The 21418-nt window shown below is 44.1% G+C and carries 23 protein-coding genes and 1 pseudogene; 14 read left to right on the plus strand and 10 right to left on the minus strand.

What is annotated here, in order from left to right; all coding sequences use genetic code 11:
- Window positions 1–50 precede the first annotated feature (50 nt).
- From ccoN to IUA53_RS10055, 12 genes are all read left to right on the plus strand, one after another.
- Window positions 51–1484: a cytochrome-c oxidase, cbb3-type subunit I gene (ccoN, locus tag IUA53_RS10000; RefSeq protein ID WP_044057157.1), complete on the plus strand. Its 1434-nt coding sequence runs from the start codon at window positions 51–53 to the stop codon at window positions 1482–1484.
- 15 nt (window positions 1485–1499) lie between these two features.
- On the plus strand, window positions 1500–2105 hold the full coding sequence (gene ccoO / locus IUA53_RS10005) for a cytochrome-c oxidase, cbb3-type subunit II (RefSeq protein WP_044447569.1): 606 nt from the start codon (window positions 1500–1502) through the stop codon (window positions 2103–2105).
- 1 nt (window position 2106) lies between these two features.
- Window positions 2107–2268, plus strand: a complete 162-nt coding sequence (locus IUA53_RS10010; RefSeq protein ID WP_044057159.1) for a cbb3-type cytochrome oxidase subunit 3 — start codon at window positions 2107–2109, stop codon at window positions 2266–2268.
- A gap of 16 nt (window positions 2269–2284) precedes the next feature.
- Window positions 2285–3238 (plus strand): cytochrome-c oxidase, cbb3-type subunit III, encoded by a 954-nt coding sequence (gene ccoP, locus IUA53_RS10015; RefSeq protein ID WP_044057160.1) that lies wholly within the window; start codon window positions 2285–2287, stop codon window positions 3236–3238.
- A gap of 190 nt (window positions 3239–3428) precedes the next feature.
- Window positions 3429–3908: a FixH family protein gene (locus tag IUA53_RS10020; RefSeq protein ID WP_044057161.1), complete on the plus strand. Its 480-nt coding sequence runs from the start codon at window positions 3429–3431 to the stop codon at window positions 3906–3908.
- The gene (locus IUA53_RS10025; RefSeq protein WP_196897022.1) at window positions 3908–6289 is read left to right on the plus strand and encodes a heavy metal translocating P-type ATPase; all 2382 of its coding nucleotides are present in this window, start codon (window positions 3908–3910) and stop codon (window positions 6287–6289) included. Before IUA53_RS10020 ends, IUA53_RS10025 begins: the two co-directional genes overlap by 1 nt.
- 5 nt (window positions 6290–6294) lie before the next feature.
- Window positions 6295–6510 carry a cbb3-type cytochrome oxidase assembly protein CcoS gene (ccoS, locus tag IUA53_RS10030; protein ID WP_044057163.1) on the plus strand — a complete coding sequence of 72 codons (216 nt, stop codon included), beginning with the start codon at window positions 6295–6297 and terminating at the stop codon, window positions 6508–6510.
- Window positions 6497–7153 carry a sulfite exporter TauE/SafE family protein gene (locus tag IUA53_RS10035; protein ID WP_196899487.1) on the plus strand — a complete coding sequence of 219 codons (657 nt, stop codon included), beginning with the start codon at window positions 6497–6499 and terminating at the stop codon, window positions 7151–7153. The genes ccoS and IUA53_RS10035 overlap by 14 nt, the downstream gene beginning before the upstream one ends.
- Window positions 7154–7205: 52 nt before the next feature.
- A complete protein-coding gene (fnr, locus tag IUA53_RS10040; protein ID WP_044057165.1) occupies window positions 7206–7949 on the plus strand; it encodes a fumarate/nitrate reduction transcriptional regulator Fnr in 744 nt (247 codons plus the stop codon).
- A gap of 98 nt (window positions 7950–8047) precedes the next feature.
- Complete coding sequence (uspE, locus tag IUA53_RS10045) at window positions 8048–8977, plus strand: universal stress protein UspE (protein ID WP_044447578.1); 930 nt, start codon at window positions 8048–8050, stop codon at window positions 8975–8977.
- A gap of 128 nt (window positions 8978–9105) precedes the next feature.
- A complete protein-coding gene (ttcA, locus tag IUA53_RS10050; RefSeq protein ID WP_044449537.1) occupies window positions 9106–10047 on the plus strand; it encodes a tRNA 2-thiocytidine(32) synthetase TtcA in 942 nt (313 codons plus the stop codon).
- A complete protein-coding gene (locus IUA53_RS10055; protein WP_044057167.1) occupies window positions 10048–11037 on the plus strand; it encodes a patatin-like phospholipase family protein in 990 nt (329 codons plus the stop codon). It begins immediately after the preceding gene.
- A gap of 28 nt (window positions 11038–11065) precedes the next feature.
- Here the strand turns inward: IUA53_RS10055 and IUA53_RS10060 are convergent, their stop codons facing one another.
- The 8 genes from IUA53_RS10060 to IUA53_RS10095 form a co-directional block, all read right to left on the minus strand.
- Complete coding sequence (locus IUA53_RS10060) at window positions 11066–11701, minus strand: DUF2987 domain-containing protein (protein WP_196897023.1); 636 nt, start codon at window positions 11699–11701, stop codon at window positions 11066–11068.
- On the minus strand, window positions 11698–12489 hold the full coding sequence (locus IUA53_RS10065; protein WP_044057169.1) for a glucosaminidase domain-containing protein: 792 nt from the start codon (window positions 12487–12489) through the stop codon (window positions 11698–11700). The genes IUA53_RS10060 and IUA53_RS10065 overlap by 4 nt, the downstream gene beginning before the upstream one ends.
- Entirely contained in the window at window positions 12482–13240 is a 759-nt protein-coding gene (locus tag IUA53_RS10070) for a stress protein (protein WP_231401122.1), read from the minus strand. The genes IUA53_RS10065 and IUA53_RS10070 overlap by 8 nt, the downstream gene beginning before the upstream one ends.
- Before the next feature lie 56 nt (window positions 13241–13296).
- A complete protein-coding gene (locus IUA53_RS10075) occupies window positions 13297–13923 on the minus strand; it encodes a LysE family translocator (RefSeq protein WP_196897024.1) in 627 nt (208 codons plus the stop codon).
- On the minus strand, window positions 13923–14642 hold the full coding sequence (gene cobB, locus IUA53_RS10080) for a Sir2 family NAD+-dependent deacetylase (RefSeq protein WP_196897025.1): 720 nt from the start codon (window positions 14640–14642) through the stop codon (window positions 13923–13925). The genes IUA53_RS10075 and cobB overlap by 1 nt, the downstream gene beginning before the upstream one ends.
- A gap of 32 nt (window positions 14643–14674) precedes the next feature.
- Window positions 14675–15496 carry a sulfurtransferase gene (locus IUA53_RS10085; RefSeq protein ID WP_044446305.1) on the minus strand — a complete coding sequence of 274 codons (822 nt, stop codon included), beginning with the start codon at window positions 15494–15496 and terminating at the stop codon, window positions 14675–14677.
- A gap of 44 nt (window positions 15497–15540) precedes the next feature.
- Window positions 15541–16035, minus strand: a complete 495-nt coding sequence (tpx, locus tag IUA53_RS10090) for a thiol peroxidase (RefSeq protein WP_044446307.1) — start codon at window positions 16033–16035, stop codon at window positions 15541–15543.
- 63 nt (window positions 16036–16098) lie between these two features.
- Window positions 16099–16785 (minus strand): tRNA-uridine aminocarboxypropyltransferase, encoded by a 687-nt coding sequence (locus IUA53_RS10095; RefSeq protein ID WP_044057174.1) that lies wholly within the window; start codon window positions 16783–16785, stop codon window positions 16099–16101.
- Window positions 16786–17220: 435 nt separating this feature from the next.
- Here IUA53_RS10095 and IUA53_RS10100 point away from each other — a divergent pair, with 435 nt between their 5' ends.
- Window positions 17221–17874, plus strand: coding sequence for a choice-of-anchor E domain-containing protein (locus IUA53_RS10100; RefSeq protein ID WP_196897026.1), 654 nt, complete (start codon window positions 17221–17223; stop codon window positions 17872–17874).
- Between the two features lie 210 nt (window positions 17875–18084).
- Window positions 18085–19276, plus strand: a pseudogene (locus tag IUA53_RS20470) (ISL3 family transposase).
- 276 nt (window positions 19277–19552) lie between these two features.
- Here the strand turns inward: IUA53_RS20470 and IUA53_RS10115 are convergent.
- Together IUA53_RS10115 and IUA53_RS10120 are read right to left on the minus strand one after the other, a co-directional pair.
- Window positions 19553–19909, minus strand: coding sequence for a hypothetical protein (locus IUA53_RS10115; RefSeq protein ID WP_196897029.1), 357 nt, complete (start codon window positions 19907–19909; stop codon window positions 19553–19555).
- A gap of 11 nt (window positions 19910–19920) precedes the next feature.
- Window positions 19921–20592, minus strand: coding sequence for a hypothetical protein (locus tag IUA53_RS10120; RefSeq protein ID WP_196897030.1), 672 nt, complete (start codon window positions 20590–20592; stop codon window positions 19921–19923).
- Window positions 20593–21418: the final 826 nt, after the last annotated feature.

Raw genomic sequence — 21418 nt, forward strand, 5'->3', positions numbered from 1 at the left:
ATTCCGGCAGTTGGAGACCATAGTTCATTTGAAGTGGAAGATTCATTAAAATGAGTGAAATAAGCCAAGCACAACCTGATTACAATTATAAAGTAGTTAGGCAATTTACCATCATGACCATAGTCTGGGGTATCATTGGTATGGGCCTAGGGGTATTTATTGCCGCGCAATTATTTGCACCTATGCTCAACTTTGACACACCATGGCTAACGTTCTCGCGTCTGCGTCCGTTACACACCAATGCCGTTATTTTTGCCTTCGGTGGCTGTGCATTGTTCGCAACGTCATACTATATTGTTCAGCGTACCTCTCAGGTAAGACTGTTCAGCGACAAATTAGCCGCATTTACCTTTTGGGGCTGGCAAGCCGTTATTGTGTTAGCGATCGTTTCGCTACCTCTCGGACTGACCAGTTCTAAAGAATACGCTGAGCTAGAATGGCCAATCGATATATTGATTGCGCTGGTCTGGATCGCTTATATCATTAACTTCTTCGGAACCCTCGTTATCCGTAAAGTGTCGCATATTTACGTGGCAAACTGGTTCTTGGGCGCGTTCATGCTTACCGTGGCTGTATTGCACATAGGTAATAGTATGGCCATTCCGGTGTCTTTCACTAAGTCGTATTCGTTGTATGCTGGCGCCGTAGACGCCATGATGCAATGGTGGTACGGCCATAACGCAGTAGGTTTCTTCTTAACTGCGGGCTTCTTAGGCATGATGTATTACTTCGTTCCTAAGCAGGCGGGTCGCCCGGTTTACTCGTACAGACTGTCTATCGTTCACTTTTGGGCGCTAATTTCATTGTACATTTGGGCCGGTCCTCACCACCTACACTACACTGCCCTACCTGACTGGACTCAGTCTTTGGGTATGGTGATGTCAATTATCTTATTCGTTCCTTCTTGGGGCGGTATGATCAACGGTATTATGACGCTATCTGGCGCGTGGCATAAACTTCGCACCGACCCTGTACTGCGTTTCCTTATTGTTTCATTGTCTTTCTACGGTATGTCTACCTTCGAAGGTCCAATGATGGCAATTAAGACCGTTAATGCACTGTCACACTACACTGACTGGACTATCGGCCACGTACACTCTGGTGCACTAGGTTGGGTTGCCATGGTATCAATTGGTTCAATTTACCACTTGATCCCAGTGTTGTTTGGTCAACGTGCTATGTACAGTACTAAACTGGTTAACGTGCACTTCTGGTTCGCGACCATCGGTGTTGTGTTATACATCGTTGCTATGTGGATGTCTGGTGTACTACAAGGTCTAATGTGGCGTGCAGTTAATGCTGACGGCACCTTAACCTACAGTTTTGTGGAATCATTAGAAGCGTCTAAGCCTTTCTATGTGGTTCGATTCATTGGTGGTTGTTTCGTGGTAGCGGGTATGCTTGTTATGGCATACAACACATGGAAAACCGTTCGTGCCCCTAAAGGCAGTATCGCTGCAGACCCAGCGACTCAGCCAGCGTAGTAAAGGAGACGAAGAATGAAAAACCCACATGAGTTAATTGAAAAGAACGTTGGCCTGTTAACGGTACTCATCCTTATCGCTATTAGCTTTGGTGCTATGGTGCAGATTACCCCGTTAATGTTCCAACAACAGGTGATGGAACCGGTAACAGGTTTACGTCCCTACACTGCACTTGAACTTGAAGGTCGTGACATCTACATCCGTGAAGGCTGTGTAGGTTGTCATAGCCAGATGATTCGTCCATTCCGTGCTGAAACAGAACGTTATGGTCACTACAGCGTTGCTGGCGAATCAGTATGGGAGCACCCTTTCCTATGGGGTTCTAAGCGTACTGGTCCTGACCTAGCCCGTGTTGGTGGTCGTTACAGCGATGAATGGCACCGAGTTCACCTGCTTAATCCTCGTAACGTTGTGCCTGAGTCGAATATGCCAGGGTTCCCTTGGCTTGCGGAAAACACGCTTGATGGCGAGTTAACAGCTGAAAAAATGGAAGTATTCCGTGGCTTCGGCGTGCCGTATACCGACGAAGATGTCGCGGGTGCGAAAGCGGCAGTACAGGGTAAAACGGAAATGCAAGCCCTTATTGCTTATCTACAATCTCTTGGCACACATTTGAAATAATATGGATCAAGGAATTGTAGGCAGCATTTTTACTGTCATCGTCTTTGTTTGCTTCATCGGCATTGTTTGGTGGGCCTTCAGTGGCCGTAACAAACAGAAGTTTGATGAAGCCGCAAACCTACCGTTTGCAGACGAAGAAAAAGAAAAATCAAAAGAAGATTAGCAGGAGTCTTGAACTCATGAGTATGTTTTGGACAATTTGGATTTCAGTGATAACCCTTGGGTTAATCATTGGTTGCTACTTCCTTCTGCGCTGGTGTTTATCCAACCAGACAGGCGTGCCAGAAGGTGAGTCAATGGGTCACGAGTTTGATGGTATTGAGGAACTCAATAACCAGCTACCTCGTTGGTGGACAATTATGTTCTACATGACCATCGTTTGGGGATTCATTTATCTTGCGTTATACCCAGGTCTTGGGTCTTACGAAGGGATTTTTGGTTGGAAGAGTTCTAACCAAAATATTCAATCTCTAGAGGAATCGATGCAAGCGCGTATTGACGCGACAGAAAATGGCGAGTTTGTTCAGTATGATCGTGAGTTAGATTATGCGGCTGAAAAATTCGATCCTATTTTCGCTGCGTATGCAAAAGTACCGGTAGAAGAGCTAGCGAAAGATCCTGAAGCCAATAAAGTAGGTCAACGTTTGTTCCTACAAAATTGTTCTCAGTGTCACGGCTCTGATGCACGCGGTCAAAACGGTGGCTTCCCTAACCTAACGGATAACGATTGGTTATACGGCGGTTCTGGTGCCAAAATTGTTGAGACCTTAACCCTAGGGCGTCAAGCTGCCATGCCTGCATGGATTGACACATTAGGTGAGCAAGGCATTGAAGAAGTCGTTAACTACGTACTTAGCCTAAGCGGTCGCGATGTTGACCCACAGTTAGCCGAAGCAGGTCAAGCACGCTTTGCAGTGTGTGCAGCCTGTCACGGAGCAGACGGCAAAGGCAACCAAGCACTGGGTGCGCCTAACCTGACTGACAACATCTGGCTTTACGGCGGCAGCCACAGAGCAGTAACTGAAACGCTTACCTATGGTCGTAATGGCGTTATGCCATCATTTAAGAAAACCTTGGGTGAAGATAAAATTCATGTTGTTGCGGCTTACGTATATAGCCTCTCAAATGATTAATGATGTAAATCATTAAAATCCTAAAAAGCCTCGTTATCACGAGGCTTTTTTTATGAGAAAATACAAACAGGTAGCCCTGAGCTTTTCAGGGGTCGTCGCCCCTATACCAGTGTCTTATTTTCCGCTGAAATCAAGCAAAAAGTGAAATACGACTAGGGCGTTAATGCTGTAAACACGAGAAAACCGATTAATGAATACTCCTTGGTATAAACAATTCTGGCCCTGGTTCCTCATTGCCGTCCCTATCATTACCCTCATCATGGGGGGCGTATTGCTAAAATTAGCGATTTCTACCGAAGATAGCTTAGTCGTAGACGACTACTATAAAGAAGGAAAAGCCATAAACGCCACACTAGATAAAGAGATTATGGCGAGAAAACGCAATATCACCACGGAGCTTACTGTGAATGATGGCCGTATTGCGTTGAAGTTTCATTCTGGTATTCCACAAGAAGGCACCGCGCTTAAACTGAGTTTTTACCATGTTACTTTGGAAGAGCGTGACACCAGTATTTTACTCGCACGAGATGCACAAGGTGTATATCGTGGCTCAACAGAGGTTTCTCTTGATGGGAAATGGCGTATTAGCCTCACGCCTATTGATGAGTCGTGGAAAATTCAAAACGTTGTGCAATTACCCTACTCTGGCGCGATAAAGTTTAATCCCTAATGGCATCCTCTTCTCAGTGCTATCATTGCGGACTACCCAATGACAGTAAGCAAATCTTTGAAACCCAGATTTTAGGCGACACTCGGCAGCTGTGCTGCCCAGGGTGTTTAGCAGTGGCACAAGCCATTGTGGATAACGGCTTAGAGGATTACTACCAATTTAGAACAGAACCCGCTAATAAGTCGGATGACAGCATTTTAAGTACACTAGATGAACTGGCTGTTTATAACGATCCCGCCCTACAAGAAGACTTTGTTTTTGATGAAGGTCACTACAAACAAATTCAACTTACCCTGGAAGGAATAACCTGTGCCGCCTGCGGATGGCTAATTGAAAAGCAATTGAGCAAGGTAAAAGGGATTAAGCAAGTCGCCGTAAACGTACAAGAACGGCGAGCACTAGTGACGTGGCTAGATGAAGACATTAAGCTTAGCCAAATTATGGCCAGCCTTAAGCGCATTGGTTATCACGCCTCGCCCTTTCAAGCCGACGAACACGAAGCCAGCTACAAACGAGAAGAAAAAGCCTTTTTAAAGAAACTCGGGTTAGCAGGCATCATGACGATGCAAGTGATGATGCTTATGGCCGGATTGTATTTCGATTGGTTTGGTGCCATTGAACAAGAAACACGTCAGTACTTTTATTGGGTGGCGCTTACCCTTACCACACCTGTGGTGCTTTATTCTGGCAGCAATTTTTACTTAGGTGCCATTAAAGCGTTAAGTGCAAAAACCGTGAACATGGACGTGCCTGTTACCCTTGCCGTATTTGGTACTTATATTGCCGGCCTACGAGCCACCTTGCTTGAAACCGGCGAAGTGTTCTTCGAATCAATCTGTATGTTCATCTTCTTATTACTACTTAGCCGTTTTTTTGAACACAGAAGCCGACATAAGGCAGCCCAAATCTCTGCCAATATGACGCAGTATATTCCTGTATCAGCAACAAAAGTGAATGCAGATGGCACATTTTCGAATTGTTTAGCCAAGCAATTAAGGCCAGAAGATATTGTTTTTGTAAAGGCTGGCGAGACCATTCCGGTAGACGGTATCGTGCTGGAAGGCACCGCTTCTGTGGACGAAAGTATGCTCACCGGCGAGTTTAATCCGGTGAATAAACGCCCTACTGCTAGTGTTTACGGTGGTACCGTTGCCCAAGATGGCGCATTAACCATTAAAGTCACACAAAGCCTAAAACATGCGTTGGTTAATCAAATTGTCCGTTTACAGGCCAGCGCTATGGCCTCCAAACCCAAAGCCGCGTTGCTGGCAGACAAGTTCTCTCGATATTTTGTAAGCGCCGTATTGGTAATCTCAGCAGCCACCTACGGGTTTTGGACATTTGTGGGCAATGAAGATGCCTTCTGGATTACCATTTCCGTGTTGGTTGCCACATGCCCTTGTGCACTCGGTTTGGCCACGCCCTCGGCACTCACTTGCGCGGTGGCTAAGCTAAACAAACAAGGCATTTTGCTAAAACGTGCTGATGCCCTTGAGCAACTCAATGACATTGACACCATTGCGTTAGATAAAACCGGCACCCTTACACAAGGGAAGTTTTCCATTCAGTCGGCGTGGTTTGCAGAGGGTGTAGATAAAACCACAGCGATGGACATTGCCGTAGCACTTGAAGCGCGCTCAGAACACCCTATCCAACAAGCATTTACAGGTAAGATTAAGCACAAAGTATCAGACTTCGAAGTCACGCCAGGAGGCGGAATTAGCGGAAACGTGAATGGCAGTGCATTTTCCATGGGATCTGCTTCCTATTGTGGCGTATCACTCCCCGCCAATTTGCCGTTCGTTGCCAACGTGCTATTGGTGTCTGGCAACACGCTAATAGCGGCGTTTTTAGTCAGTGACAAGTTACGTGATGACACGCAAGCCACATTAGATATGCTAAGCCAATATCAGTTGATGGTATTAAGTGGTGACACCCAAGAAAACGTGAATAATATTGTTAACACCCTGCCTATTCAAACTGCCCTTGGTGGCTTGTCCCCTGAGCAAAAGTTTGAAGAAGTACAAAAGCTTCAACAGCAAAACAAAAAAGTCCTTATGATGGGTGACGGGATAAATGATGCGCCAGTGCTTGCAAGTGCAGACGTGGCTGTTGCAGTGGGTAACGCCACCGATGTGGCAAAAACGGCAGCCGATGTCATCTTGCTGGGTGATAGTCTTTTATCCGTGCCACAGCTACTTAATGTTGCCCTAAGTGTTAAACGTAAAATTAGACAAAATATCGCGTGGTCTGTAGGTTACAATATTTTGATTCTTCCCTTTGCCATTGCCGGTGTGTTGTCTCCCTGGATGGCCGTTGTGGGTATGTCTCTCAGCAGTATTATCGTAGTAACCAATTCAACACGACTATTAAGTAAATAATTAATATGAGTATTATCTACGTTCTTATCCCTATCGCCATTATTATTGTTGCAGTGGCCGTGGTTATCTTTTTTTGGGCGGTACGCTCGAATCAATTTGAAGATTTAGACCGCCAGGGTTACAGCATTTTATTTGATGATGATTTATCGCCAGAGGAAAAAGCCTTGGCTGAAGAACGCAAAAAAGTGCAACAAAATCAGGAAAATGATGACAGAAATTAATCTGTTGTCAGCATTTCTCATCGGTATTGCTGGGGGCGTACACTGCGTTGGCATGTGCGGTGGTATTGTCGCTGCGCTTCGTTCGGTTACGCCTAGCCATAAGCCCGCGTTTCCTTTTACCCTCGCCTACAACCTTGGTCGTATAGCTAGTTACACCTTAGCTGGTGCAATCACAGGTGCCATGGGGCAAATTGCCCGCCACTATATTCCTGTCGCATCTTATGTGCTTTCGTTACTCAGCGCTTTAATGCTGTTGGCCTTAGCCTGTTATTTGGGAAAATGGTGGACAGGCTTAACCCATGTTGAGGCCCTAGGGAAAGGCATATTTAAACGTATTCAACCTTATTCCAAACGCTTTCTCCCCTTTAAAACCCCTTGGCATGCGTTACCGTACGGCTTTATTTGGGGCTGGTTACCTTGCGGACTCGTGTATTCCACCCTTACTTGGGCATTAGCATCAGGGACAGCGGTGGACGGTGCTTCCATTATGTTTGCGTTTGGCTTGGGCACTTTACCTACATTACTCGCGGCAAGCACGGGGGCGGCTTACATTGTGTCTGCTTTCCAGCAGCCAAAACTTCGACAGACACTAGCGGTTTGTATGGCCTTATATGCAATTTATTTAATTTATCGCGCATTTTAGCCGCTATCGTAGTAACATTTACGTAGAGTTTACCAGTTTAGGTGCGGTTATTATGAGCAAAGGAAGCGAGTTTTCAATTCACTGCCAAAATTGCAGTTTTAGTCATTTATGTTTACCCGTGGCGCTGAATAAAACAGAAATTGAGTCGCTAGACGACATTATTGAACGAAAAAAGCCCTTGCATAAAGGCGACGCGCTGGTAAAAAATGGCGATGTATTTCATTCGTTATTTGCTGTACGCACCGGCTCTTTCAAATCCTTTGTCACTAACGCTGATGGTGAAGAGCAAATTACCGGCTTTCATTTTCCTGGCGACATCATCGGCTTTGACGCCCTTCGTAGCCAAAAGCATCAAAGCTATACCCAAGCGCTTGAAACCGCCATGGTGTGCGAACTCCCCTACGAAACATTGGATGAAATGTCGGTGCAATTCCCCAAATTGCGCCGCCAGATCATGAGCTTTATGAGCGCTGAAATTAAGCAGGATCACGATATGATCATGTTACTCAATAAGCGTTCTGCCGAAGAAAGGTTGTTATATTTTCTGGCGCATCTTTCTGGCCGTTTTGAAGAGCGAGGGTTCTCCCATCGTGAGTTTCATTTAACGATGACAAGAAACGAAATAGGCAACTATTTAGGGTTAACCATTGAGACAATAAGCCGTTTATTAAGTCGCTTTCAAAAAGAAGCGATCATTCGCGTAGACGGCAAACTCATCACTATTCTCAATTTCGACGCATTGGACAGTAAACTACAAAATGTCACTGTGCCAACGATTGCCTGTACAGGTATCTGATATTTTGTAATCGCTTTGATCTAAAACAACTTACGTTTTTACAAATAGGTATTACACTTACATCATAACTATCGCAAACGATGAAGTTCGGAGGGGTTATGATTAATTATCAACACATTCTCGCTGTTGTAGAAATGGAGAGAGACACCCAGCCCGCCCTCAGTCGCGCTCAAGAAATATCTGACAAAACAGGCGCAACGATCACCGCTATGCTGGTGGTATACGATTTATCCTATGATATGACCACCATGTTAAGCCCGGATGAACGTGAGGCTATGAAAGACGCCGTTACCAAAGAGCATGCAAGCTGGCTGTCAGAACACTTACGCCAACTTGGCTTTTCCCATATAGACATTGTGGTTCAGTGGAATAATCGCGCTTTTGAGGCAGTGATTCACCATGTTATTGATAACGATATTGATTTAGTAGTAAAAGCTACTAAGCGTCACGATGATCTCGCCTCGGTTATTTTTACGCCAACCGACTGGCATTTACTGCGTAAGTGCCCTAGCCCAGTGCTATTAGTGAAAGAGCATGATTGGCCAGAAGGTGGCCAAATCATCGCTGCGGTGAATGTGGGTTCTGAAGATGACGAACATAACCTATTGAACGATAAACTGACTGTGATTGCCAATGATTATGCAAAGTTACTGAACGGCAATGTCAATCTCGTCAACAGTTACCCTTCTACACCGTTGAATATTGCGATAGAAGTACCTGAATTTGACCCTGACGCTTACAACAACTCGGTAAAACATCATCACCAAGCTGAAATGGCAGGCCATGCAAAAAAATACGGTATTACCACAGCAAACACCTATGTAAAAGAAGGCTTACCAGAAAAAGTCATCCCCATGGTAGCCAAAGATATTGACGCGGAATTAGTGATAATTGGCACCGTGGGGCGGGTGGGACTGTCGGCAGCACTAATTGGCAATACGGCAGAACACGTGATTGACGAACTAGATTGCGACGTGCTGGCCGTAAAACCTGATGGTTTTGTATCGCCGTTAGCAAATAAAAAATAGCGACAGCCCATTATCTGTACATCGCGCAATAATTTCGTTAAAGCGGGTTATTGTGTTTACTAGCATGGCTCATAAAGTCGACTTTGTTGTATAATGGCGGCTTTCGCAGTAACCAAGCCAGTATTATTATGAGTGCAAATATCAGCAGTGCAGATGTTGCTAATAGCCCATCGCAAAGTAAACAAAAATACAACCTAAATAAGCTTCAAAAACGCTTACGTCGCAACGTGGGTAAGGCCATTGCTGATTTCGGTATGATTGAGCATAACGATAAAGTCATGGTGTGCTTATCTGGTGGAAAAGATAGCTACACCATGCTAGATATCCTCATGTTTTTGAAAAAAATTGCACCCATTCATTTTGATATCGTGGCGGTTAATCTCGATCAAAAACAACCTGGATTTCCTGAGCATGTCCTACCGCAATACTTAGATAGCTTAGGGGTAGAGTATAAAATTGTTGAAGAAGACACCTACTCCATTGTAAAAGACAAAATACCTGAAGGTAAAACGACCTGCTCGCTTTGTTCTCGCTTGCGCAGAGGGATTTTGTACCGTACGGCGAAAGAACTAGGCGCAACAAAAATTGCCCTGGGTCACCACAGAGACGACATGCTTGAAACCTTCTTTTTGAACATGTTTCATGGCGGCAAGTTAAAATCTATGCCACCTAAACTAGTGAGCGACAATGGCGAGCACATTGTTATTCGCCCCCTCGCTTATTGTAATGAAAAAGACATTATCAAATATTCCGAGGCTGCTGAGTTTCCCATTATTCCCTGTAATTTATGTGGCTCGCAAGAGAATCTGCAGCGTCAGAATATTAAAGCCATGCTACAAGACTGGAACAGACGATTTCCAGGGCGAATTGAGTCTATGTTTAGCGCATTACAGAATGTGGCACCTTCCCATTTAGTAGATAAAAACTTATACGATTTTAAAAGCATCAAGACGCAAGATGCGCCGGTGGCAGACGGTGATATTGGTTTTGATCCTCCTAGCTTTGATACTCAACCCACTGCTGAAGAAGAAAACGATATTCACATAGTGAACATGACGGAAGCAAAGTAAATGAAGATTGGCTTAGCACTAGGCGCTGGCGCCGCAAGAGGTTGGACCCATATAGGTATTATCCAAGCATTGGAAAAACTCGGCATAAAAATCGATGTGGTTGCTGGGTGTTCTATTGGCGCTTATGTCGGTGCTGCCTATGCAAGCGGCAAGTTAGAGGGGCTAAAAGAGTGGTCTTGTTCCCTAAGCGATTGGCAAGTATTAGCGCTTATGGGTGTTGGTTTACGCCGCGGTGGCTTGGCAAGTGGACAAAAAGTATTCGACAAATTGGCGTCTGAGTTTTGTGCAGAAAGCTATGAAGAAATGAACAAACCCTTTGCGTCGGTAGCCACAGATTTATATACCGGCCGTGAAGTCGTGTTCAACTCAGGTCCTGTGGGAAACAGTATTCAAGCTTCTTGCGCTATTCCCGCTTTGTTTTCCCCTGTACCTTATGAAGACAGATGGCTGGTTGATGGTGCAGTGGTAAATCCAGTGCCCGTGAACCTTTGTCGTCAATTGGGCGCTGATTTTGTCATTGCGGTTAACTTAAACGCCGACTTTAGGCCACTTAGGCTAGAAAAACTGCGCCAAGACCATGAAGAAAACCAACGTAAAACCGAAGACTTCTTCACCAAAAGCCAAAATGTTTTAAAGCAGTGGTTTTCACCAGATAGCAAACGAGACGATAAAGATACAGAAGCGCAAACCGATGATTCACTTGCCGCAGAGGTTATTGAAAAAGTCGAAGAAGAACTCACAGAGGTACCGGTAAAGGTTAACAAACGTAATCCACCGGGTATTATGAGCGTCATGAGCAGTTCGTTAGAGATTCTTCAAGCCAGAGTAACCCGTTCCAGACTCGCGGGCGATCCGCCAGATATTCTTATTGAGCCTCAATTAACCGATGTAGGCATTATGGAATTTCATCGTGCCGAAGAGTTATGCGCAAAAGGGGAAGAAACCATTAATCGAATAGCGGAACAAATCCGCTATCAATTATTAACCTAAAAAGCCTAATGCGTTAGCGATTAAACTGCTAACTTGACGCTAACGCAGTAATACGAAGTGGCGCTTCGGGTAACGTAATACCTTTAGCGTCTTTCAACCAGTCTTCGTTAAGCTGTAATACGCCGTTATTAATAGGTAGCCCTTCTGGCGTAATATAATCTAAATTCTCATCATTAAATTGAATCATTAAACCGGTAACGCTGGGCATAAGAAAAGACAAAAAGCTGCCCATTTCATTGAAAAATGCTTCGTACTGCGCATATAAAAAATTCAGTTCTTCTACCGTATAGTGGGGTTTTAAATAGGACGGCTGTGTTTCTAGTTGTACCGACATATCACACAGGTTAGCCGCCTCTTTTAAATCAATACGCACGTAGGCGTTCGCAAGTTTAAGCGCACGCTCGGTTGGCACAGTAAAACGCCCCTCTTTACTCACTTCTAACGTCATGGTTTGTTTATCGGTAACAATATCAGCCTGATTAATGTCACAAAGGCGCCCTTCTCCCACGCGTAGAAAACCAAACGCAAATTGTAGAGCCTGAGTATCTTCATTATCTAGCTTTTTTACATGGCTATAAAAACGGCTGTATTCTACATCGATGGTTTCTGCACACGCGGGAAAAACAAGCCCTACAGCGAGAACAAAAGAAACTAGTGATTTCATTGGGTTAAATATTCCTCGTTAAATCTGATCATGGTTTGCAACTCGTCGACATAGGCTGCTCCACGTTCAGAGTAATTCATTAATCCTTCAGCTAAGGCCACACCAGTAATTGGAATTTGATTGGCTCTTAGTCGACTTCTTATTTCACGTAAATCTTCATAAGCGTCGTGGCGATTTAAGTTGCGCATATACGTGTAGGTAGCGCGAGACAAGCTGTCAAACTTAGCGACTTCGTGAGAGGCACCTTCGTTTCGCCTACTTGGAACAAAACCACACCCTTTACTAAAACACCAAAGTCCAAAAAAGTTATACCCTTTGCGGGCGAAGCGACTGGTACCCCATGCTGACTCGTTTGCCGCCTGCACTAACACCAACTCAACCGGTAAAATATCAATTTTGTCTAGTAAGTCTAATAGCCGCATATTTAACGGCTGTGACGATTTAACCCGGTACTCTTCCTCCAACCAGTCTAGCTTTTCAATGTCATCGTCTGACAAAGGTTCGTCTGTGATTGCTTTACGGTAAAGGGTTTGAACATAATGCCGTAATGTCAAAATATAGCTATTTTGCTTCTCGACTTCGGGTCGAAGATAGTCGAAAAACGCCGCTTTTTTCTGTTTAACATCGGTGTACACAGAAAAATCCGGCACCGGCTTTTTCGCTTCCTGAGTTTCAGGAATATCCAAAATCGACGGCGACTTTTTCGTAAAAATTAGCGCGTTAATAACAATAACCGCCAATACAACAATCATAATGGCGACAATTTTAAATGTTTCTCGTTTATGCATCGAAGCTAGACTCGTTCCTTTCCTTTGGTTTAGCTTCCGTGCGAACTTGCTCTCCGCCAATTAACTTTTCGTATAACACGCCGATAAGGCTGAAATACAAAGGCATGATCCAAATAAGAGAGAGCCCAAGTGTAAGTGGTATGGTAATCGCCAACACTGCCATGATCATGAAAAGCGCAGTGATTTGACCCCAATAAGCGTTAAATACGCGACAAGATAATAAAATGGCCTTAAGCGGAGTCAGTGACTTGTCTGCCACCAACATTAACGAAAAAGAGGTGGCCATCCAAAAATACAACCCTGGAATAATCAGTAACACTAACCCTAGTTGCATAAGAATGCTGTTAACCAACTGGGTTAGTGCCAACAAGAAGATAAGAGGGATATAGTCGAATAAGGCAAAGACCGTACGTGGAGTCTTACGCGCATGACTTAAGCCCAACATATACAGGCCGGTAATTAACGGTGACACCACAAAAACAGTGGCAATTTCAATAAATGACTGATGTTGTATAGTAAAGGAGCCGTCGTCATGTACCGTAATATACGGCTGTGTAATAGCGCCTATTATAACAAAGACAACGACCAACACGATACAGGCCTGAATTAAGGTTGCAAAGTTTGCCTTAGTCATTTGGTTGGCCCGCAAAAACACCGCTTTTACATCAAAGTCGTGGGATTTTTCCAGGGTACGTTGTAACGTTGTTTTTGTGTGATCGCCATTATTCTCAGGCATCATATTATTCGCCACTGTGTCCTCTACTACAAAATTAGGCTAACCGGCGTATTGTACATGAATGGAGAGTGTTAACCCAACACGAGTTTTGCCGCTAAACCGACAAGCAACACGCCCATTGCTCTATCTAACCAATACCCTTTTTTGCCAATCAGGTGAGCTACCTTGCTAGTACTGAGTAAATAAGACAGAAAACAAAACCATAGTCCAGTCGCAAAAGCTAAATAGATACCGTAGCCCGCTTTCACCATGAAGGGCGTGTCTACACTGATGATAGCAGTAAACAAAGACAGGAAGAACAAGGTGGCTTTAGGGTTTAATCCGTTGGTTAAAAAGCCCACCCAAAAGGCGCGTTTAACAGAGATAGTTTGGCTTTCAACGGCGGGCGCATCTACCTTTTCATCTTTTGGCGGCCCACTACGCAACGCCCCAATCGCTAAATAAACCAGATAAGCAGCGGCTAAATAACTAAAGGTAGTAAACAGCCAAGGCGTAGTGGCTATCACCACACTTAACCCTACTAAGGAGTAGGCGACATGTAATAAAATGGCGAAGCCAATCCCAACACTGGTGTAAATAGCAATGCGACGCCCGTATGCCACGCTATGGCGCACCACCACAGCAAAATCTGGCCCTGGGCTAGCCACGGCCACAAGATGTACTAAGGCGATCGTAATAAATTCATTTAAATACTGCATTAAATGGTCTCGGTTTGCTTAATAATTCTGTCTACTAACAAAGGTACTGTTTGTGAGGCTTTACCTGTTAACGACTCATCAAAATAAAGGTTAGTCGACGTTGGCGCTAAATTTACCTCGATGGTATGCGCACCATACTCTTTTGCCGTTTGTACAAAGCCCGCGGCAGGATAAACTTGACCAGAAGTGCCCACGGCAATGAAAATATCAGCCTTCGAAAGGGCGTCAAAAATGGTGTCCATATACATAGGGACTTCACCAAACCATACAATATCAGGGCGCAGAGAAAAACGCCCGCAACAGGGGCAGACAGAGTGAGCATCGAAACTTTTAGACCACGCGAAGCGCTGTTCACTATAAAGGCAACGGGCAGAAAGCAGTTCGCCGTGCATATGCAGCACCCGTTGACTCCCCCCTCGCTCATGCAAATTATCCACATTCTGGGTAACCAGCATTAAGTTTTCGCCTAGGGCTCTTTCTAATTGCGCCAGCGCCATGTGCGCGGCATTCGGAACAACCTCTTCACTATGAAGTTGCGCTCGACGGGCATTATAAAATCGATAAACTAGAGCAGGGTTGCGTTCGAAACCTTCTGGTGTAGCCACATCTTCCACATGGTGATTTTCCCATAAGCCATTGCTATCTCTGAAGGTTTTTATTCCAGACTCAGCCGAAACGCCAGCCCCAGTTAATACCACAACCCGAGGTAAGTTATCCATATTTAATCTTATTTACTCATATTGTTAAAATACTATTTAACCACAGGAAACGCTTGATTAGCGCCCCATTCTGACCATGAGCCATCGTATACAGCGATGTGAGATGCGCCGCACAGTATGGCGGCAACGCCCACAATGCACGCGGTAACGCCTGAACCACACGTGCATATCATGGGTAAAGACAGATCGACCTTTGCTTCATCGAAAATTTGTTGAAGCGCCTCTACCCGTTTAAATCTCCCCTGATCGAGAAGCTGAGCAAAAGGAACATTGAAGGCGCCTGGCATATGCCCCGACCTTACCCCTTGTCTTGGCTCTTCGACTTCACCTGAAAATCGCGCTTCACTGCGTGCATCTAACAGCTGCGTTTGGGAATCTAACGCGTGCAAAACCGCAGAGCTATTAACAAACCAATTAGGTTCTGGCGCGGCTTGATAGTGTAAATGGGTTAGCGGTTGAGCTTCACCTACTGGAAAACCCGACAATTCCCACGCGGGCTGCCCGCCGTCCAAAATACGCACTTTTTTGTGCCCCATGGCTTTGAGCATCCACCACACTCTCGCCGCACTATATATACCGCGAGTATCATAAACCACGACATCGCTATTATGGGTAATCCCTACTTCCCCCAATAGTAACGAAAAATCATGAGCCGACGGCATGCTATGGGGAAATCCCGTAGTATGATCGCTACCCTGCCCGTCTAAATCAATATCGACAGAATTGGGGAGCACCATGCCCTCACGATTGTCGGCTTGTTTGGAGACTGGGTCGTCCATTACTGCTCTCACCAGAGTAAGTGGTGCAGATTGGAGTTCAGATGAAAGTTGCGAGGCGTTTATAAGGATAGACATGAGAATACCTAAAAACCCGCAGCTTTCACTGCGGGCGGTGTCGTTTATAGAACAGCTATTGCTGCTTCATAATTGGGTTCTTCTGTAGTTTCAGCAACTTGCTCTGTGTAAAGTACACTGCCATCCGCATCAATCACAACCACACTACGAGACAACAGCCCAGTCAGTGGCGCAGACGAGAAAGTGACGCCATAGTCTTCACCGAAGCTTGAACGGAACGTTGAGCCTGTGATGACATTTTCAATACCTTCGGCACCACAAAAGCGACCAGCAGCAAATGGAAGATCGGCAGACACACAGATAACCTGTGTATTCTCTAGCTTAGACGCTTCTTCGTTAAATTTACGTACAGACGTAGCGCATGTATCCGTATCAATAGACGGAAAAATGTTAAGGATCACACGTTTGCCGCTTAATTCTTCTAATGTAACCTCGCCTAAATCCGCTTTAACTAGCGTAAAGCCTGGCGCTGGTTGGCCAACTTCTGGCAGCTCGCCAACGGTTGTCACTGCATTACCTTGAAACGTTACTGATGCCATGTTTTTCTCCTTGGTTAATCAAAACATCACTATAGATGCTAAGTTCAATACGACGCAAGCAGACTATTGGTCTACCTGCGCTTTTGCAAATTCAATTTTATGGGTTAAATGGGGTTTGCCCTTTAAATACTGATGCCTGAATACACTAAAATACTGTGCCAAGTTACGCGCAGATTCGGTCTCGCCCGCTAGATCTAACACGCTGATCCCCACTTCTGCGGTACAATGCTGAAACTCATGTGTAGACGCTCGCAATAGGTAATTTGAAGCAATATCCGGTGACACGCCCAACACAGGTAAACTATCTAAGTACGGACTCTTCCCAAACATTTTTCGCGCTTCCCGCCAGGTTCCATCAAGGAAGATAAAAAGTAATTTCTTATTCGGCGCGGCCACAGGCTGATGTATACACCGTTCTTCGCTTGCGTACTCATGCGGAAAAACAATGATGGGTTGATAAAGCGGGTTGTTCAATAGCGCTAATAATGGTTCACAAGGCATGGTGCGATGCCATAAAAAAGCATGATTATCAGCAATAACATCGGCGATAAGCCGGCCAGTATTAGTGGGCTTATAGTATTCCCCTTTGTACATGATAAACGCCACCGCACATTGGCCAGCGGGTGTCGGCTTACTGGCGCACATACAATTCACTGTAGGTAATAAACAGCCTTCACAGCGCACTACTTTGCTGCCTCGGGCATTAAATGCACGCTGTGCAGTAGCAAGTTCGTCAGCCCGAAGCTGCATAACGGAGTTTTTGTGTAACAAGGGAATATCTATGTATATTGAAGTCGCCAAATATTACCATAAAAACCTAGTTCGGGGAGCCGATTTCTAAAAGCTTGGTCCAACCATGGAAGCGTTAATTTTTATAACTCGAGCGTTAAAGGTAACACTAGTTTGTGGCAGAACCGATGGAGTGCAATAAGTAGGGAATCGAGAATCGTACTCTACCCACTGAGCTATTCCCACACTCTATTATCATGCCGGTAATGTAAACTTCACTGACGTTAGTATCAGTCGTCCCATAAGTGCTGTCAGCTGTTTTTACATTCTAGTACGAGAAATGAAATTATAATTAGCTAACTAGCTGATAAATAATACATATAAAAAATGGCATTAGAAATGCTATAGGCGCTCAGCCAAAATCGCTTGGCTCTAGACACTTTTGAGTATAAATCAATGCTTAAACGCCTTATTAGCGGTACATTTTTGCTGTTAACCCCCATTCTTGCGAATGCTGCTGTTATTGTGCAAGACCTCACAGTCACTCGTGACCAAACAGATTTTGACACGCCTGTAGTATTTAACTTATTCGATAACACCACAGGCAGTGTACTGGAATCTGTCGTGGTTGAATTGTTTGCTCGGTCAAGCGGCTCTATACAAGTTGAGAACAGAAGTACGACAAGAGCGTCGAGTGTTACCGCTGTTTTATCAACCATTATCACACTACAACTGCCAGATGGAACAACAACATTAACGGCAACGCCTTCAACAACACGAACAGATAGCTTGTCGACCTTTGATGGTGTTGTTGATTACGATGGCACCTCAGGTGTGGAGTTCGTTAATTTAGCCACTAACGATTATGAAAGTTTGATAATAAGCTCACCCAGCCTACTGACGTTATTTACAGGAATAGGCCAAAGTCAATTTTTATTCGAAGCAATTGCAACAAGTACAGTTAACGGTGGCGGTAACCTTGCTACATTAATTGATACCTTTGCATCAGCTGACGTGCGAATTACCTACTATTACGTTCCTGTAAGTCAATCATTAGGTCTATTACTATTAGGTGTAGGTCTTATGATGGCAAGACGATACAGCCGTTAACTTTAAATAATGGGGTCAGAGTACTTTTTCGCATAAGGAAACGTGCTCTACCCTCGTCAATGATCGGCAGTAATAAGCATTGAAATAACTGATGCTAGAAAAGGTTGAATACGTTTGCTGTGTTGAATATTTTAGGCTCTTCATCATTAACGGGGGACATCCGCATTCATTAAACTGATTTTGCGAAGAATCATTTAATGGAGAGTACAGATGTCCCACGCAGGTACTATTTTAGGCATAAGTGAGTTAGAAATAGAACGTGTTCATCGACATGATTTTATTGAAGTGTGGGCAAAGCCTACTAAAAAGCCTCTATGCAAGCATTGTGAGAGTCGACATTTACGCATAAAAGCCACACATAAGCGCACTGTAAAGCACACGCGTCAAGGTAATCAGGTGCTAACGCTACATTTAAAGGTGCCTAAGTATCATTGTCGATGCTGTGGTCGTTATTTCAGGCATCCTTTTGTTGGGATTCGGCCTCGCTATCGGGCATCAGAGTGCTTTCGCTTGGAAGTCTTTGAGGCGCACCACGGCGGTGTTACGCAGCGTGGCATCTCACGCACACATCGCATTAGTCCAACTACGGTAGAGCGGTGGTACCAATCTCATATCAGCCAAAAACATAAAGAGATTATCATCGCCCCTGCCCGAGATGTTGGGGGTAGATGAACACTTTTTTACCCGTAAGAAGGGTTATGCGACGACGTTTGTAGATTTACGACATCGTAGTGTGTTTGATGTAAAACTGGGACGTTCTGAATTAAGTTTACGCTCGTATTTGCGCCACCCTCCCAATAAAGAGAACGTGAAGCTCATCGCGATGGATTTGTCCGAAACGTATCGCAGCATTGCTAAAAAGTACTTTCCTAACGCGACAATCGTCGCTGACCGTTTTCATGTGGTGCGCTTGATCAACCATCACTTCTTAAAAGCGTGGCAGCAACAACACCCTGAAGGACGTAAAAATCGGGGTTTACTTAGTTTGATGCGACGACATCAATGGCATTTAAGCGAAGAGAAAAACAGCAACCTACAACGCTACTTAGCTGACTATCCGGTGTTGAAAGCACTGTATGAGGTCAAACAGAAGCTCATCAGGTATATGCTGTTAAAGACTATGAATGAAAAACGAATGGAGAAGACATTACCGAGGTTCTTAGACTTGCTTGAACAGTTACATCACAGTCCACTTCGTGCACTGGCCAATACCTTAACTTCGTGGTTGCAACCTATCATCGCCATGTGGCGCTTTACACGGAACAACGGCGTCACCGAAGGCTTCCACAACAAAATGGAAATGATATCGAGAAGAGCGTATGGTTTTAGAAACTTTGAAAATTACAGAATAAGAGTGATGACCCATTGCGGATGGGATGGTGTTATCAATAGGGTAAGATGAGTGCTGATCCCCCGTTTATGGGGTAGAGCCGATGAGTGCTGATCCCCCGTTTATGGGGTAGAGCCTCTTAATTAGTCTCTTAGAACTTATTGAAATATAGAAATGGTGCCGGGGCCGAAGTTAAAAAACAAATCTAACCGATTGATTTAATAATTTATTTTAAAGTTAACTAACCATTTATAGCACCAAATGTAGCACCAATTAACTTGCTTAGCCTCATATAATTGAGGTATCGCTGGTGGTTATAAAAAATAAACTATATATAGCGAAACGGTATTATTTTTCTTCAAGTTCTTTCGAGCTTTCATTCTGTCCCGTCTCTATAACAGCGATACTTTCTGCTTGCTCCAATATTTTTGTCGCGTCCTCTGCTGAATAACCTTCTAGCCAAACACTGGTACCTTCTTTCGTTCTGATATTGATACGCCTATTTTTCTTATAACGAACCCACGCCAAACATGCCACAGCCAGTGCTCCAAAGCCGCCGTGTAATATAATCTCTATGGTTAATCCGGAGGCCATTACGCTTTCAGATAGATGAAATACTTTGCTATGTTTGAGCTGCGCTTCGTCTAACGCTTCACAAAACGATTCAGAAGAACCTTTAAACGCGGTTACCCGTAATTTTTCCATTAATTTGCTTCCTATTTGTCGTAGTTTTTGGAATGCCTGTTATCACTTTGCCACATCACTTGTAGATCTTCTCTGGCGTATTCCACTAGCAGCTTATGAGCTTCTATGCATTCATTAAGCTGGTGGCATATATAGGAAGATGGACTATAGTATTCCTCACCAACACTCGGATCTGTGCAGTCGGGGTCAAGAAGCTCTAAATCAATTCTAGCTCGTCTCCTTTCCTCCGCTTTTAGGTACCTGTCTATTGCGCTTAGCACTTCCTTATCAAGAAACAGCGTACCGATAGTTTTTACTTCATTTTCAAGCTTTGCATTTGAAGACTTAATCATCTTCTCTTTTTCACTAACCAGCGTTTTCAATGATTGCGGCCTATCACTTTCGCTAGGCTTTAAGCTGTTCTCAATGAATTTAAGTGCTTCAAGAATTGTTTCAAAAATTTCTAATACGTTCGAGTAAAACTCTTTCTTAATTTCCCACCTTTTCTGCGCTACCCACACGTCAGACATTATGTGCTGTTCGGTACTTTTCACCACAGTAGTTGTCTCATGCAGCTGTAATTTTAAGTCCTCTAGGTTTTCCTTTGTAGCCAGGTCACTAGCCTTTTTTTTGATATAAGTTAATAAATACGCTGCAATGAGCCCATGCACCAATACTACTAACCCGTAGCCCCACTCAGTCATATCTTTACACCTTTCATCAAAAGCATATTTCGGCCCTTATAAATTTGCACTATCGTTTCTAAATTTGCACTTTACTTTAAGCGTTAATCAAAAGTGCAAACACAATATACAACTGATAAATATACAGTTATTTATATAATTTGCACTATTTGCACTTTTTGCAGTAGAAATATGCCTATCTAACCCCGTGCCCCTTAACTTTTTGCTTTCACGCGAAGAGAAGCCCGATTCGACACACTATATTTTGGTCTTGCTGTATTGGGTATGAACAACCATAACGAGGTAAAACACAGTTACCCTTTGAGTAATATTTATAAATTAGGTTTGGTATACAATACCTTAGTGCAAACGTTCAATTTAACGGTGCAATGTACCCACCATTAAATTGAACCAAAGCATATAAATCGAACTAAGTATGAATTTACATATCATTTAAACCAATGATTTTAATGAAGTTATCTCACTTAAAATATAACCCCCCTTTGAAATTTTCTATAGCTGTTAAAGATACGCGGTTCCGTGTGCCGTACAACCCCCCCTTTCCAAAAGGACCCGTGAAAAAGCATAGGCAAATAGCATTCTGAAGTGAGTTCGTTGGCAAAGGTTATGGTGGTGGGTGTACACCATTGCACCTCAGTCGTGTGAAGTCTGTTCAGAAGTCTTTACAACTGAAAGCGCGTTATGCCCCGTTGCGCAGGGTAGAAGGGACAAACCCCTGACCTAGTAAAATAGAGTGCAAATAGTGCAAATAGTGCAAACGGGAGTTGTAACCCTATGTTTATAAATACATATTTAGCATTTGCACTACTGCAAACGGCTATAAACA

It is taken from the genome of Alteromonas sp. B31-7 (assembly GCF_015767655.1).
Classification (GTDB): Bacteria; Pseudomonadota; Gammaproteobacteria; order Enterobacterales; family Alteromonadaceae; genus Alteromonas; species Alteromonas australica.

Coding starts and splice junctions, on each gene's coding strand:
- ccoN (WP_044057157.1), top strand. CDS start 51: ATGAGTGAAATAAGCCAAGCACAACCTGATTACAATTATAAAGTAGTT.
- ccoO (WP_044447569.1), top strand. CDS start 1,500: ATGAAAAACCCACATGAGTTAATTGAAAAGAACGTTGGCCTGTTAACG.
- IUA53_RS10010 (WP_044057159.1), top strand. CDS start 2,107: ATGGATCAAGGAATTGTAGGCAGCATTTTTACTGTCATCGTCTTTGTT.
- ccoP (WP_044057160.1), top strand. CDS start 2,285: ATGAGTATGTTTTGGACAATTTGGATTTCAGTGATAACCCTTGGGTTA.
- IUA53_RS10020 (WP_044057161.1), top strand. CDS start 3,429: ATGAATACTCCTTGGTATAAACAATTCTGGCCCTGGTTCCTCATTGCC.
- IUA53_RS10025 (WP_196897022.1), top strand. CDS start 3,908: ATGGCATCCTCTTCTCAGTGCTATCATTGCGGACTACCCAATGACAGT.
- ccoS (WP_044057163.1), top strand. CDS start 6,295: ATGAGTATTATCTACGTTCTTATCCCTATCGCCATTATTATTGTTGCA.
- IUA53_RS10035 (WP_196899487.1), top strand. CDS start 6,497: ATGACAGAAATTAATCTGTTGTCAGCATTTCTCATCGGTATTGCTGGG.
- fnr (WP_044057165.1), top strand. CDS start 7,206: ATGAGCAAAGGAAGCGAGTTTTCAATTCACTGCCAAAATTGCAGTTTT.
- uspE (WP_044447578.1), top strand. CDS start 8,048: ATGATTAATTATCAACACATTCTCGCTGTTGTAGAAATGGAGAGAGAC.
- ttcA (WP_044449537.1), top strand. CDS start 9,106: ATGAGTGCAAATATCAGCAGTGCAGATGTTGCTAATAGCCCATCGCAA.
- IUA53_RS10055 (WP_044057167.1), top strand. CDS start 10,048: ATGAAGATTGGCTTAGCACTAGGCGCTGGCGCCGCAAGAGGTTGGACC.
- IUA53_RS10060 (WP_196897023.1), bottom strand. CDS start 11,701: ATGAAATCACTAGTTTCTTTTGTTCTCGCTGTAGGGCTTGTTTTTCCC.
- IUA53_RS10065 (WP_044057169.1), bottom strand. CDS start 12,489: ATGCATAAACGAGAAACATTTAAAATTGTCGCCATTATGATTGTTGTA.
- IUA53_RS10075 (WP_196897024.1), bottom strand. CDS start 13,923: ATGCAGTATTTAAATGAATTTATTACGATCGCCTTAGTACATCTTGTG.
- cobB (WP_196897025.1), bottom strand. CDS start 14,642: ATGGATAACTTACCTCGGGTTGTGGTATTAACTGGGGCTGGCGTTTCG.
- IUA53_RS10085 (WP_044446305.1), bottom strand. CDS start 15,496: ATGTCTATCCTTATAAACGCCTCGCAACTTTCATCTGAACTCCAATCT.
- tpx (WP_044446307.1), bottom strand. CDS start 16,035: ATGGCATCAGTAACGTTTCAAGGTAATGCAGTGACAACCGTTGGCGAG.
- IUA53_RS10095 (WP_044057174.1), bottom strand. CDS start 16,785: ATGCAGCTTCGGGCTGACGAACTTGCTACTGCACAGCGTGCATTTAAT.
- IUA53_RS10100 (WP_196897026.1), top strand. CDS start 17,221: ATGCTTAAACGCCTTATTAGCGGTACATTTTTGCTGTTAACCCCCATT.
- IUA53_RS10115 (WP_196897029.1), bottom strand. CDS start 19,909: ATGGAAAAATTACGGGTAACCGCGTTTAAAGGTTCTTCTGAATCGTTT.
- IUA53_RS10120 (WP_196897030.1), bottom strand. CDS start 20,592: ATGACTGAGTGGGGCTACGGGTTAGTAGTATTGGTGCATGGGCTCATT.